General features: G+C 64.4%; 12 protein-coding genes (1 of these 12 running past the window's edge). 4 read left to right on the forward strand and 8 right to left on the reverse strand.

Annotated elements, in window-relative coordinates:
- The 5 genes in view from ACN6KF_RS25735 to ppaT are tightly spaced (at most 10 nt apart) and all read right to left on the reverse strand, a layout consistent with a single transcriptional unit that may run on beyond the window.
- Positions 1-574, reverse strand: the 5' portion of a protein-coding gene (locus ACN6KF_RS25735) for an ABC transporter ATP-binding protein (RefSeq protein ID WP_434959768.1). It extends 317 nt beyond the left edge of the window; only the first 574 of its 891 coding nucleotides appear in the window; the start codon lies at positions 572-574; its stop codon lies beyond the left edge, outside the window.
- Positions 571-1,401, reverse strand: coding sequence for an ABC transporter permease (locus ACN6KF_RS25740; protein WP_434959769.1), 831 nt, complete (start codon positions 1,399-1,401; stop codon positions 571-573). Before ACN6KF_RS25740 ends, ACN6KF_RS25735 begins: the two co-directional genes overlap by 4 nt.
- Entirely contained in the window at positions 1,398-2,378 is a 981-nt protein-coding gene (locus tag ACN6KF_RS25745; RefSeq protein ID WP_434959770.1) for an ABC transporter permease, read from the reverse strand. Before ACN6KF_RS25745 ends, ACN6KF_RS25740 begins: the two co-directional genes overlap by 4 nt.
- A gap of 10 nt (positions 2,379-2,388) precedes the next feature.
- Positions 2,389-4,002, reverse strand: coding sequence for an ABC transporter substrate-binding protein (locus ACN6KF_RS25750; RefSeq protein ID WP_434959771.1), 1,614 nt, complete (start codon positions 4,000-4,002; stop codon positions 2,389-2,391).
- The gene (gene ppaT, locus ACN6KF_RS25755) at positions 3,986-5,209 is read right to left on the reverse strand and encodes a pyridoxamine--pyruvate transaminase (protein WP_434959772.1); all 1,224 of its coding nucleotides are present in this window, start codon (positions 5,207-5,209) and stop codon (positions 3,986-3,988) included. Before ppaT ends, ACN6KF_RS25750 begins: the two co-directional genes overlap by 17 nt.
- Positions 5,210-5,594: 385 nt before the next feature.
- On the opposite strand from ppaT, the gene ACN6KF_RS25760 reads away from it, so the two are divergent.
- Complete coding sequence (locus tag ACN6KF_RS25760; protein ID WP_434959773.1) at positions 5,595-6,650, forward strand: lysylphosphatidylglycerol synthase domain-containing protein; 1,056 nt, start codon at positions 5,595-5,597, stop codon at positions 6,648-6,650.
- Between the two features lie 44 nt (positions 6,651-6,694).
- On the opposite strand, the gene ACN6KF_RS25765 is transcribed toward ACN6KF_RS25760, so the two are convergent.
- Positions 6,695-7,609 (reverse strand): bestrophin family protein, encoded by a 915-nt coding sequence (locus ACN6KF_RS25765; protein WP_434959774.1) that lies wholly within the window; start codon positions 7,607-7,609, stop codon positions 6,695-6,697.
- 204 nt (positions 7,610-7,813) lie between these two features.
- On the opposite strand from ACN6KF_RS25765, the gene ACN6KF_RS25770 reads away from it, so the two are divergent.
- The 3 genes from ACN6KF_RS25770 (at position 7,814) to ACN6KF_RS25780 (ending at position 10,116) form a co-directional block, all read left to right on the forward strand.
- Positions 7,814-8,212: a VOC family protein gene (locus ACN6KF_RS25770; protein ID WP_434959775.1), complete on the forward strand. Its 399-nt coding sequence runs from the start codon at positions 7,814-7,816 to the stop codon at positions 8,210-8,212.
- 185 nt (positions 8,213-8,397) lie between these two features.
- Positions 8,398-8,913: a hypothetical protein gene (locus tag ACN6KF_RS25775; RefSeq protein WP_434959776.1), complete on the forward strand. Its 516-nt coding sequence runs from the start codon at positions 8,398-8,400 to the stop codon at positions 8,911-8,913.
- Positions 8,914-8,970: 57 nt separating this feature from the next.
- Complete coding sequence (locus tag ACN6KF_RS25780; RefSeq protein ID WP_434959777.1) at positions 8,971-10,116, forward strand: PQQ-dependent sugar dehydrogenase; 1,146 nt, start codon at positions 8,971-8,973, stop codon at positions 10,114-10,116.
- A 7-nt stretch (positions 10,117-10,123) separates the two neighbouring features.
- Here ACN6KF_RS25780 and ACN6KF_RS25785 read toward each other — a convergent pair whose 3' ends face one another.
- Positions 10,124-10,747 carry a GNAT family N-acetyltransferase gene (locus tag ACN6KF_RS25785; RefSeq protein WP_434959778.1) on the reverse strand — a complete coding sequence of 208 codons (624 nt, stop codon included), beginning with the start codon at positions 10,745-10,747 and terminating at the stop codon, positions 10,124-10,126.
- Between the two features lie 132 nt (positions 10,748-10,879).
- Complete coding sequence (locus ACN6KF_RS25790) at positions 10,880-12,598, reverse strand: caspase family protein (protein ID WP_434959779.1); 1,719 nt, start codon at positions 12,596-12,598, stop codon at positions 10,880-10,882.
- Positions 12,599-12,662 lie beyond the last annotated feature (64 nt).

The following is a 12,662-nucleotide window of genomic DNA, read 5'->3' on the forward strand; positions in this document are numbered from 1 at the left end:
CCATCAGTGTGCGAAGCAGCTCGACGATGGCGTGCTGGGTGATCGAATCGAGTGCGCTGGTCGGTTCGTCCGCGATCAGCACGATGGGCTCGCTGACCAGCGCTGCGGCGAGGGCGATGCGCTGCTTCTGACCACCGGAAAACTGGTGGGGGTATTTACGGGATGCGGTGTCAGGCTCGGGCAAAGCCACCCGCTCGAGCCAGTCCCTCGCCAACGCCAGCGCGTCCGCGCGGCTTCCTCCCCGGCAGGCTCGGCGCGCCTCGGCAATCTGGTTGCCCACCCGGATCAGCGGATCGAGGCTCCCACCGGGATCCTGGAAGACCATGCCGATATCGCGTCCGGGACGCGGTTCAGACGCAAAGCCCGGCCGGGTCAACCTGCCGGTGCTCACCGCATTGGCCGGCAGCAGTCCCGCGAGGGCGGATGCCAAGGTCGACTTGCCAGATCCGCTTTCCCCCAGCAGAGCCAGATGCCGTCCGGCCTCGATGTCGAGGTCGATGCCCTGCAAGGCCGGCTGCATGCCGGCGCGATCGCGATAGGAGACGCCGAAGCCGCGGAGGGAGAAAAGCTTCATGCCGCCGGCTCCCTCACGCGCAGCGCCTTGGCATAACCCCGCCCCGTAAGATGGATCGCCAGCACCATCACAACGAGAGCGAGGCCCGGCACCAGCGACAGCGATGGTGCGCTACGCAGCAGGGAACGCCCCTCGGCCACCATGCTGCCCCAGCTCGGCCTGTTGGGGTCGCCGAAACCGAGGAACGCCAGGGCGGCCTCGATCAGCACCGCCGCTGCCGCGATGATCGCCGCGAGCGAGATCACCGGCGGCAGGGCATTGGGCAGGATCTCCCGAAAGCCGATGGCGAGCGGATGCATGCCGGCAACCCGGGCCGAAGCAACGAAATCGCGTTCCCACAGGGAACGAATTTCCGCCCTTGCGATGCGGGCTGGCTGAGGCCAGGCACCGGCGGCGATGGCCAGCACGATGGCCGGCAGGCTCGGCCCGGTCACGCTGATCAGCGCCATGGCCAGCAGGAAGGCCGGTACCGTCTGGAAGGCATCGCTCAGGCGCATCAATATGTCGTCGGTCCAGCCGCCGAGAAAACCGGCCAGCGTGCCGACGAGACAGCCGAGCAGAAGGGAGGCCAGCGCCGAAGCAAGTGCCACGAGAAGCGTGGTGCGGCTGCCCCAGGCAAGCTCGGCGGCAATGTCGCGCCCCAGGCGATCGGCTCCCAGGGGATGGGCTGCATCGGCGAAGGGCGGGAGCAGCGGCGGCGCGGTGATGGCAAGCGGATCGCCCGGAAAGATCACCGGCGCCGTCAGGGCAAGCACACCAAACACGGCGAGTAACAACAGGCCGACACGCCCCTCCCCGCTGCGCAGCATGGCCATCAGCATGGTCATGCGACCTGCTCGCTGGCGCCGATGCGCGGATCGAGCCAGGCCTGCACGAGATCGGCCAGCAGATTCATGACGATGACGACGACGGCGCTGAACAGCACCACGCCGAGCAGCAGCGGGGTATCGCGGCGGGAGACCGCCTCTGCCGCCAGGCGGCCGAAACCGGGGATGGCGAAGACGCTTTCCACCACCACGCTGCCGCCCAGCAGGGAGGCGGACTGCAGGCCGAGCATGGTAACCACCGGCGCCAGAGCATTGCGGGCGACATGGTTCAGCGCCAGCCGCCAGCCGGAAACGCCACGAGCCCTTGCGGCCCGGATGAAGTCGGCATGCCAGACCTCCTCCATGCCATCCCGCAACAGGCGCAGGAACAGGGTCATGTAGAGCAGGCCGAGCGCACTGACGGGTAGCACCAGATGCCAGGCGATGTCCCTGGCCCGTTCCAGGCCCGCCTTGCCGGAAGCCATCGTCTCGAAGCCGCTGGCCGGGAGCCAGCGCAGCATCACGGAAAATACCAGGATCAGCACCAGGCTGAGCCAGAAGCCGGGCATGGCGTAGAGGGCGAGCGAGCTCAGCGACAGAATGCGATCCAGCCAGCCATTCGGGCGTTTACCCGCCAGGAAGCCGAGCACGATGCCGAGCAGGAAAGCCAGCGCCAGCGCCGAGCCCATGGTGATCAGGGTCACCGGCAAGCGTTCGAGCAAAATGCCGAGCACAGGCCTTTGAAAGGCGGTCGACCAGCCGAAATCGCCCTGCGCCAGGGCCGACAGATAGGCCTTGAGCCGAAAGGCCGGCCCCTGGTCCAGCCCCCACTCGCTCCGCAGTTCGGCGATCCTCGCCGCATCGGCACCGCCGATACCGGCGACATAGGCATCGACGGCGTCGCCCGACGCCGATTCGAGCATGAAGAAAGCGCCGATGACAACCAAGAGCAGAACCACGACGGCCCCACCCAGGCGTCGAAGTAAGCGCGAGATCACGGGCGGCTATTCACGGCGCCATCTCCGGCAAGGCGGTATCCGCCCAGGACGACACCGCCCAGCGCGGATTGTTGGAGACGTTCTGCAAATTCTCGCTGGCCACGGTGATGAAGGAGAATTCGGCGACGTTGATGAGCGCGAGATCATCCACCACCAATTTCTGGAACTGCTTATAGAGCTCCGCTCGCTTTTCGGGATCGATCTCGATCGCTGCCGCGGCGATCAGCGCATCGGTCTTGGGATTGGCGTAGCCATACTGGTTCGAGAAGGGCACTCCAGCCGGGATGCCGCTCTGGAACAGGATGGTGGTCGAGATCGCCGGGTCCTGGCGGTAGACCGGCGTTCCGACAGCCAGATCGAAGGCGTGGTCGGTATAGACGGCCTTCAAATGGGCCGGCGAATCGTTGGAGACAATCTCGGCATCGATACCGATCTTAGCCAAGGCCTGTCGCAGATAGGCACCGAACTGCACGGTCTCATTGAAGAAGGGCGCCGGCAGCAGCTTGAGATGGAAACGGACACCGTCCGCGCCCTTCTTGTAGCCGGCTTCGTCGAGCAGGGTCTCGGCCTTGGCCGGGTCGAATTCATAGCGCTCGACATCGGGGTTGTAGAAGGTCTTGTCGGTCTGCGGCACGGGACCCGTGGCTGCGGTGGCATAGCCGCGGAAGATCGCCTGCACCACGAAGCCCTTGTCGATCGCATGAGCGATGGCCTGGCGTACGCGCAGATCCGCCAGTTCCTTGCGGGTATGGTTGATCTCGACGATCATCTGATAGGTCAGGGCCTCGTAGCCATTGGCATAGACCTTGAGGCCCGGCACCTTGGAGATGCGGTCGAGATCGGCCAGCGGCACGGCCGAGAAAGCAGCAAGCTGGATCTCGCCGGCTTCGAGCGCCGCGCCGGCCGACTGCCGATCAGACAGCACCTTGAACAGGATCTCGTTGAAGTGCGGCTCGCCCTGGGCCCAGTAGGCCTCGTTGCGCTTGAGCAGATAATATTCGCCCGGCTTGTGCTCGGCGAATTTGAACGGCCCGGTGCCGATGAGCTTCTCATTGGCCGGGTTCTTCATGATGTCGCTACCGGCAAAGACATGCTTGGGCAGTACCGAGGTCAGAGCCGGCAGGCAGTTGCGAATAAGCTGGAAGGGCGTCGGCGCCGAAAAACGCAGGATCGCCGTCAGGGGATCGGGCGTATCGACGCTGTCGAGATCCTTGAACACAACGCGGCCGAGATTCTGCAGCTTCTTCCATACCTCCAGGGCGGAGAAGGCGACATCGGCGGAAGTGAAGGGCTTGCCGTCATGCCATTTGACATCGGGACGCAGCTTGAAGGTGACGGCCTTGCCGTCCGCCGCCCCCTCCCAAGACAAGGCAAGCTTCGGCGCCAGACCGTCCGGACCGTTGAAATCGGCCTCGGCCAAGGGCTCGATCACCTTGCTGGCGACGAAAAATACGCCGTTCGAAGCAACGATGGCAGGATTGAGATTGGTCGGCTCGGAATCGGCGGCAACGGTCAGGCGACCGGCCGGCACCTCGCCGGCTTGCAGGCGATGCGGCAATCCGAGCGCCAGGGCCATCCCGGCACTGGCAAGCAGGAAGGAGCGGCGATTAAGCAGGATCGGCATGTGCAACCTCCCGGGAGGAGCCCTTCGAATCAGCGTGATTGGATGACGCCCGCTCGAGAATGGCAAGCGCGGCATTGACCCCGGTGCCCGCATCGGCCGGCCAGCAGAGATGATTAAGGGCACCACCGAGCGCGGCTATGGCTGTCACGGCTAGCATCGGCTCGGCTGCCGGCCCCATGTGACCAATGCGCAGCACCTTGCCCGCCGTCTCGCCACGGCCGAGCGACAGCATTACGCCGAAGCGCTCCAGCAGCGTATCGCGCAAGCGGATGTCTGCCATGCCCACCGGCACGTGGAAGACCGTGGCGGAGGGCGCAGCGATCGCTTCGCGCGCCGGCCATAGCTTCAGGCCCAGGGCCTCCAGTCCAGCCCGCGCTGCTGCCGCCGTGCGGGCATGGCGGGCCCAGACCCGTTCGGGTCCTTCCTGGAGATAGAGATCGAGCGCCGCGTCGAGGCCATGAATCTCGGCCAGCGACGGCGTGACCGGGAACGCCCTCCCCACTTCGGCCGCCAGTTCCCAATCGAGCAAGGACAGGAAAGAAGCGCGCGGGGCATCCGGATTGGCCTTGATTTTCTCCCAGGCTCGGTCACTGACGGCGAGCAGGCTCAGGCCCGGCGTGGCCCCCAGGCATTTGGCGGCGGAGGTAACGAAAATGTCGATCGCCGCCTCTGCCGGGTGCACGTCCAGGCTGCCGAAAGAGGAAACGGCATCGGCGATGACATAGGCACCGTGCTCGCGGCCAAGGCGCCCGATTTCCGCCAGGGGATTGAGCGTGCCCGAGGGCGTGTCGTGATGGCAGACGGTGATGATCGAAATATCGGGGCGCGCCGCCAGCGCCTCGCGCACCCGATCCGGGTCGATCGCCTCGTCGAACGGCACCGCGAGCTCGATCACCTCGCCGGCATAATGGCGCGCCCACCCTGCATAGCCCTTGCCATAGACGCCCGAAACAAGGTTGAGCACGACGTCCTTGCGGCCGATCAGCGAGGCGGCGGCAGCCTCGAGCCCCAGCAGTGCGTCCCCCTGCAGGATCAAAGGCAGATTCGAAAGGCGCAAGGCAGCCTGCAGCTTGCCGACCACCGAGCGGTAGAATTGCTGGAAAGCGTGGTGCCCGTCATAGACGGCGGGCCGCGCCATGGCGCTGAGCACAGCCGGATAGGCCGTAACCGGCCCGGTCGTCAGCATGAAAGGCGGTGGTGCAAGCATGGAACAGTCCGAGTGAAAAACGATTTGATCGAATGCTAGCTTCGTGGCGCTTTGCCGACAACGCATGAATTACAGCGAGTTAACGCGCCTCAAAAGGAAATACATGTTAGTTGCGTTAAAAGTAGGACTGTCTCCGGCGTGACTGTTCTGCGTCAGTTATCATCCGGTTGTCTTGTCTTCGACACGATCCCGTTGTTTATGGCACCAGCAGAGTTATGCGAAGAGGCCCTCGGATGGGCCTCTTCGCATAACTCTGCAAATGCCCGATAACAAGCAAATCCCTTTTGATGGCGCCCGTGGCACCATCAAAAGGGATTTGCTTGGCGGGACATGGCGCAACGACACGCTTCGGCAACCGGTTCGAAACCTTACCCAGACGGATGTGATGAAGAACAAGCTCGAATATGTTTGGCCGGTCATCGGGCTCGCCGCCGTCATTTTCTCGGTCTACCTCCTGTCCAAGGAACTCAAGGGCGTCGAAGTCGGCCAGGTCTGGCAGGCCGTGGTCGATCGTGGGCCGTGGATGATCCTGCTGGCTTTCGTCTCGACCACTTTGGCCTACGCCGCCCTGGCTTGGTACGACCGCATCGCCCTGATGCATGTCGGCAAGAAACTGTCCTGGCCGGTGGTCTCGATCGTCTCCTTCGTCGCCTATGCACTGGGGCACAATATCGGTGTGTCCGTTCTCTCTTCCGGCCTGGTGCGCTACCGAGCCTATTCCAAGATGGGGTTGAACGCGGCCGAGGTCGCCGTCGTCACGGCGTTCTGCGCCTTCACCTTCGCCTATGGCGCCGTGTTCCTCGGCGGCATCGTGCTGGTGGGTGAGCCCGAGCTGCTCTCGCGCCTGTTCCACTTCCCCACCAGCGCCGCCTTCATGCTGGGTCTGGCCATGCTCGGCTTCGTGCTGCTCTACCAGGCCGGCTCGATCCTGCATCTCAAGCCCCTGCGCATCCGCTCGCTGCAGATCGCCTATCCCAAGCCCACCATCGCCTTCCGGCAGCTCTTCGCCGCGCCGATCGAAATCATCGGCGCCGCCGGCATCATCTATTTCGCCCTGCCCGACTCGCTCAATCCCGGCTTCTTCATGGTGCTGGGCATGTTCCTGGCTTCGTTCTGCGCCGGGCTGATCTCGAACGCCCCGGGCGGTGTCGGCGTGTTCGAGGCCGTCTTCCTGCTGATCATGCTGCCGGCTGGCGCCAATCCGAGCGATCCGGCAGTGATCCAGTCCAAGGCCGAGATCATTGCGGCTCTGCTGATGTTCCGCCTGCTCTATCTGCTCATCCCGCTGGCAATCTCCTGCGTCATCGTGCTTTACACCGAGCGCCAGTCCCTTGGGGGTCTTCTCGGCTCGGTCGTCGGCGGCAAGGCGGTAGAGAGCAAGGAAGCTCCGCCGGCAATCAAGCTCGAAACCGTGCGCCAGGATCCGCCCCAGCATTCGTGAGCCTTGCGCGGCAAGCTGCGGATCGCAGCTTGCCGGACAGCCTTTCAGCTCAACACGAAATCGACGGGCTTGGGTGCCTCGGGCAGATCGGTCTCGCCGAGATCTTCCAGAATGTTGATTTCGATGGTCCGGCAGATCGCCATCACCGGCAGGCTGTTCGGCGTGGAGCCGAAAGGTGCCACCAGTTCGTCACCGAGCACGTCGAGACCGAAGAAGGTGTAGGACACGATGGCCGCGATCACCGGCGTCCACAACCCCATGCTGTCAGCCAGCCCGAAGGGCAGCAGGAAACAGAACAGATAGGCGGTGCGGTGCAGCAGCAGGGAATAGGCGAAGGGCAGCGGCGTCTGCTTGATGCGCTCGGCTGCGGTGAGATCGGCCGAGAGCGCCGAGATTCGTTCCTCGAGGATTTGCCCCATCTGGGCCGAGATCCGTGCCTTGTCGAGGACTTCGCCAACCAGGCGGCTCATCTGTAGCAGCAGACGATTCGGCCCATGCCGGCTTGTGGTGATGGCTGCGCGATCGGCCGGAGCGAGATGGCGCAGCGCCGCCTCGTCCGGTGCCTCGTCCCGCAAATGGCAGCGCACCAGATCGCAAAAGGCGATGGCGAGAAGCGCCAGCCGCCGCGCCGCCGCCGGCTCGGCGGCAAGATAGGCAAGGGCCTGGCGTGAAAGGCCCCTGGCATCGATCACCAGCGCCCCCAGGATCTTGCGCGCCTCCCACCAGCGGTCATAGCTCGCAGTGTTGCGAAATGCCGAGAAGATCGAGAGCGCCACGCCGATCAGGGAGAAGGGCAAGGCAGCGATCGGCGGCACATGGATGAAGCCGCGGGTTTCCAGCAGCGTCACCGCGACCGAAATCAGCACCACCACCAGCATTTGCGGCCAAATCTGCGGCACGATGGAGCCGCGCATGATGAAAAAGAGTTCCCATGCCTGCGGGTTTTTGCGAACGATCATAAAGGGGCGATCCGATGAGGGCCTGCGGCCGCATGTGGCACGCAGGACGGGTTGTGCCACAGCGCGAGAGCGACGTGAATTTTCTCGCCGCCGCATCGGGATGCCGTATTGTCGCGCCCGTCCGGCCCAGCAAGATTCCAAACATGTGCAGAATTGCAGTACCGGCTGCCTGATCTGGCCGGCGTTTCAAAACAGGGAGAGACGATGCCGCAGCATCTGGGTGCAATCACACTGGTCGTCCGCGACTATGACGAGGCCAGGGATTGGTATGTCGGCAAGCTTGGCTTCGACGTGGTCGAGGACAGCGATCTCGGCGACGGCAAGCGCTGGCTGCTTGTTGCCCCGCCGGGCGCCGGCCAAACCCGCCTGCTGCTCGCCAAGGCCGCCTCTCCCACGCAGACGGAGGCTATCGGCAATCAGACGGGCGGCCGCGTCTTCCTGTTTCTCAACACCGACGATTTCTGGCGCGATCATCGCCTCTATCTTGCGCGTGGCGTGCGATTTCACGAGGAGCCACGGGTGGAGGCCTATGGCACCGTTGCTGTTTTCGAGGACCTGTACGGCAATCTCTGGGACCTGCTGCAACTGGCGGCCCCGGCGTGAGATGCCGCGGCGGACATCGCGACGACGATCTTTTCATCCTTTAGGCGTCTTGGTGTCTGATCGCACACTGCCCTCTCTCCGCCTCGCGCGGAGAGCAAATGCGGTTGACGATGACCGCGAGATCATTTAAGTTAGCGTTCGTTCACTAACTTAAATGATCTCGAGCAAGCCAGCGGGACAGGACCATGACCTCTCCTACGCCGTCACAGACCAAGGCTTTCTCCACCGGATTGCTGGCCTATGGGCTCGCGAGCATCGTGCTCGCCTTGTTCTACTGGGGCGTCTATCTCTACATCGACAGCCTGCCCTGCCGCGAACTCCTGTGCAATTTCGAATGGATTCTGCTCTTCTTCGGCCCGATCGTGGCGGTGTTTCTGGTGGCACCGCTCACCAATTTCGGGCTCCTCCTGTGGGAGCGTCGGCGCTCGTCGAGCGTCTGGCCGTTGCTGCGCCTCGCCTTCAGCGCGATCGGCGCCGGCTTCTCGGCCCTGGTCGCGGCGACCTTCACCATCCAATTGGCGCGGCGCGGCATGGCCATGATCGATCTGTCGCCCCAGAGCCTGATCTTTGCCGTGATCTTCCTGACCGCGACCTGGCTCAACCTGCGCTGCGCCGAGGCCATCCTGCGCAAGGGTGGCATCTGTCCGTGGCGCCGTCGACGGACGACTTCGTCCGGTCATTGGAACGACGCAATCGGCTGAGATTGATGAATCCGGGTTCGCGCCGGCAGGATGCGCGAGCCTGAGGGGGAATCATCGATGCGCAATGCCGTCCGAATCACTCTGGCCGCCACAATCATCGGAAGCGCAGCTGCCCTTCCGAGCCTGGCCCGCGCCGAGGTGAACGCAGCGACCGGCCCCGCCTCTGCAAGCCGCCCTTTCAAGGCCACGACCATCGCACGTTTCGATACGCCCTGGGCTATCGCTTTCCTGCCCGACGGGCGCATGCTGGTCACGGAAAAGGGCGGGCGGCTATTCCTGGTGACGCCGGCGGGCGCCAAGACCGAGGTCGCCGGCGTTCCACGTGCGCAGGTCGGAGGCCAGAACGGCCTGCTCGACATTGCCGCTTCGCCCGGCTTTGCGCGAGATGGCCTGGTCTATCTCAGTTATGTCGAGCCGAGCTCGGGCGGCGGCACTCTCGCTTTGGCGCGGGCCAAGCTGACCGAAGCGGACGGAAAGGCGCGCCTGAGCGATCTTGACGTGATCTGGCGTGCTTCGCCGAAGGGCGGCGGCGGCCAGCCCGGCGGCATCATCGCCTTCGACCCCGACGGGCGCCACCTCTTCCTCAGTTCCGGCGACCACATGGAGCCGGAAACGGCTCAGAACGCCGACAGCAATCTCGGCAAGATCCTCCGGCTCAATCTCGACGGTTCCGCGCCCGCCGACAATCCGATGGCGGCCCAGGGCGGCGTCAGGGCGCAGATCTGGAGCCTCGGCCATCGCAATCCCTATGGCCTGGCCTTCGCCCCCGATGGCAGCCTGTGGGAAAACGAGATGGGGCCGCGCGGCGGCGACGAGCTCAATCTGATCCGCCGGGGGTTGAATTATGGCTGGCCCGTCGTCTCCAACGGCGACAATTACAGCGGCGTTCCCATCCCCCGCCACCGGACCAGGCCGGAATTCGAAGCCCCAGTCGTCTACTGGACCCCGATCATCGCCCCCGCGGGCCTGGCCTTCCATTCGGGCAAGCTGTTTCCGCAATGGCGGGGTTCGGCCTTCATCGGCGCGCTCGGGGGCGAAGCGCTGGTGCGCATCGCCTTCGATGGCAAGAACGGCGCGCGCCAGGCAGATCGCTGGGACATGGGCGCCCGCATCCGTGACGTCGCCGTCGATCGCGATGGCGCGCTCTGGCTGATCGAGGACGATTCAGACGGACGTCTGCTGCGCCTGACGCCGGCAAAATAACGAATGATCAGCCGGTGAAGTCTGCCAGCGGCACATGCGCCGCCGCCTCGCGCGGCAGGCATCCGCTCAGGCGCGGATCGGCGCAGACCTCCACCTCGAAGGCGAAGGGCACGAAGCCCGAACGGCGGTAGAAGCCAAGTGCTCCAGGATGATCGAAAGTGCAGGTATGGACCCACAGCCGCTCGATCGGCCTCGCCCAGGCCTTGGCCAGAGCCTGGTCCATCAGGAAACGGCCGGCCCCCTGCCCGATGGCTTGCTGCACCAGGCCGAAAAAGGCCAGTTCGCACTGTCCCTGTTGACGGAAATCCAATTCGAGCAAGCCAAGTTGCTGCTTGCGCCCGCCGAGCACGTAGACTTCGACATCGGGGTGCTCCAGAATCGCCCTGAGTTCGGCGTCCGGCATGGCCAGGCGCGAAAACCACAGCCAGTCCTCGCCGACGGCCCGATAGAGGGCACGGTAGTCGGCCAGTTCAGGCTTCTCGATCCGCTCCAGGGTCAGCGGCCGTTCGAGCGGCTTGGCCGGCTTCGGCCTGGGCCTTTGCCGCATCTCGAGACAGGTGACCACATTGGCAAGCATGCCGGGCGGCACGCTGGAATAGCCGGCGGGAAGAACGGGAGTGGAGGAGGTCATGGAACCGAACAATGCTGACGTGTTTTGTGATCTCAATGAATCACTTCAAATCACAAAGATACGTCGAAGCAAAGAGCTGGAATAAGGAGGCCATTCCACCAAGTTGCGCTTTGCTCTCCGAATCTTCCGGCTTCAATCCTTCTCCACCGTGTTGACCTCGGACTGCGAGCCGTCACGCCAGGTGACCTGCACGCTGATCGACTTGGTATTGCCGGGCACCTTCAGATAGGTCTTGGCATTGTTGGGGATCGAATAGGGATCCTTCATATTGCAGACTGGCAGGTCGAAGCGGGTCAGGGGCGGCGCGCCATTGAGGCCATAGCGCACCTCGGTGACGGCGCAGCGATAGCTTACCATCGTGGTGAAATAGACCAGCACGCCGTTGAAGTCGCGAAACTCCACCCAGCTGCCCTGGATCGAGGTGAGATTGCGGCGCTGGTCTTCGTAGAGCGCGATATCCGGGTCGAATCGAATCGAGAAGGGACCGACATCGGCTCCGTCGATGCTGCGATAGCGCACCTGGACAATACCAGCCTGGGCGCGTGGCGACATCGAGAAGGACGGATTGGGCATGCGGCCACCCGTGCGCTGGTCGAGAACGTCGAGCAGGCCGGTCTCCTTGAATTCGCCAGCCTCGCCGATGCGGTACGACAGGGCTGTCGCCGGCTCGGGCAGGGACAATGTCACAGTCCAGCCGGCATTGGAGCGCGAGAAGCTGGCGATGGGTGCGCGGCCGATGGGCTGCATCAGTTGGCTCGGCTTGATATCCGGACTGACCAAGGCCAGTTGCTGGCCCGTCGCTGCGCCGCCTTGCTGGACGTTCAGCGCCTTGGCCGGATCGGTCGTGGGCGGATTGGCCGGGTGCTGCAGGGCGATCTTGGCGTCCTTGCCGCCGATGGTGACGCCCGGGCCGAGCTTCACACCGGGCCCGATGGAGACGCCCTTGCCGGCCTCGGTCCGTCCGACCGTGTTGATCTCGGTGGGAATATTCGGGCCCGCCCGTCCGGCCTGGCTGGCCATCGCGACCTGCTGGCCGGGCTCCGCTGCGGTACCGGCCGCATCCGACAGCACGACGTCGCCGATGACCTGGTCGTAATAGGCAGGCGTCTGGTCATGGCCGACACTGGCCGCCAGAGCGCGCACATCGACCTGTGTTTTCTTGGCAATCTCGACCAGGGTCTGGCCGGGCTTCGACAATTCGCCGAGGAAACTGCGAGTGAACACGGAATTGGGGTTGCCATCCTGGTCCGACAGCCGATCGAGCGCCTCCTGCTTGGCTCCCGCCGACATCAAGACAAAGACGCCCTCCGGCGCGTCGACACGGGCAAGGCCACGGGTCGCCGATGCCGAACGCGAGCGGTCATTGGCGAAGGGATTGTTGCGGCAGGCATCCAGCACCAGCACGGCAACGCCGGCTCCCCTGTCCCGGATCCCGTCGACCACGCGCTCCACCGAAAAGGAAGCGTCGCGGATGAGGTCCTGCTGGTTGGCCTGGACGGAAGGCACGTCGGTGGGCAGCAGATAATTGGTACCGCCGATCTCGAAGCCATGGCCGGCATAGTAGAACAGCGCCCGGTCGCCGGGCTGGATATCGGCGTTGAAGGCGACGAGAGCCCGGCTCATGCCGCGCTGATCGGCATTTTCGACCCGCCTCACCACATAGCCGAGCTTTTCGAGCTGGTCCGCGATGGCGCGGGCGTCCGAGACCGCCTTCTGGAGAGACGTGACATTGGCGTAGGAATTATTGCCGATGACCAGCGCGAGATTACGCGCCATGGCAGCCTCGGCCGCGCACAAGCCGAGCGCGAGCGATAGAACCAGACCAGTGAAGAAGCGTGCCGAGCGCCGCATGATACCCTCGAAACCGGCAGGATCAGTCAGGCGTCGCCGGCCGCGCCTTTATAATTCGCTTGGC

The organism is Labrys methylaminiphilus subsp. lupini (assembly GCF_051161885.1).
In the GTDB taxonomy this organism is placed as follows: domain Bacteria; phylum Pseudomonadota; class Alphaproteobacteria; order Rhizobiales; family Labraceae; genus Labrys.

What these genes read in the sequence shown, in the direction of transcription:
- ACN6KF_RS25740 (WP_434959769.1), bottom strand. Translation starts at nt 1,401, where the DNA reads ATGACCATGCTGATGGCCATGCTGCGCAGCGGGGAGGGGCGTGTCGGC.
- ACN6KF_RS25750 (WP_434959771.1), bottom strand. Translation starts at nt 4,002, where the DNA reads ATGCCGATCCTGCTTAATCGCCGCTCCTTCCTGCTTGCCAGTGCCGGG.
- ppaT (WP_434959772.1), bottom strand. Translation starts at nt 5,209, where the DNA reads ATGCTTGCACCACCGCCTTTCATGCTGACGACCGGGCCGGTTACGGCC.
- ACN6KF_RS25760 (WP_434959773.1), top strand. Translation starts at nt 5,595, where the DNA reads ATGAAGAACAAGCTCGAATATGTTTGGCCGGTCATCGGGCTCGCCGCC.
- ACN6KF_RS25765 (WP_434959774.1), bottom strand. Translation starts at nt 7,609, where the DNA reads ATGATCGTTCGCAAAAACCCGCAGGCATGGGAACTCTTTTTCATCATG.
- ACN6KF_RS25770 (WP_434959775.1), top strand. Translation starts at nt 7,814, where the DNA reads ATGCCGCAGCATCTGGGTGCAATCACACTGGTCGTCCGCGACTATGAC.
- ACN6KF_RS25775 (WP_434959776.1), top strand. Translation starts at nt 8,398, where the DNA reads ATGACCTCTCCTACGCCGTCACAGACCAAGGCTTTCTCCACCGGATTG.
- ACN6KF_RS25780 (WP_434959777.1), top strand. Translation starts at nt 8,971, where the DNA reads ATGCGCAATGCCGTCCGAATCACTCTGGCCGCCACAATCATCGGAAGC.
- ACN6KF_RS25785 (WP_434959778.1), bottom strand. Translation starts at nt 10,747, where the DNA reads ATGACCTCCTCCACTCCCGTTCTTCCCGCCGGCTATTCCAGCGTGCCG.
- ACN6KF_RS25790 (WP_434959779.1), bottom strand. Translation starts at nt 12,598, where the DNA reads ATGCGGCGCTCGGCACGCTTCTTCACTGGTCTGGTTCTATCGCTCGCG.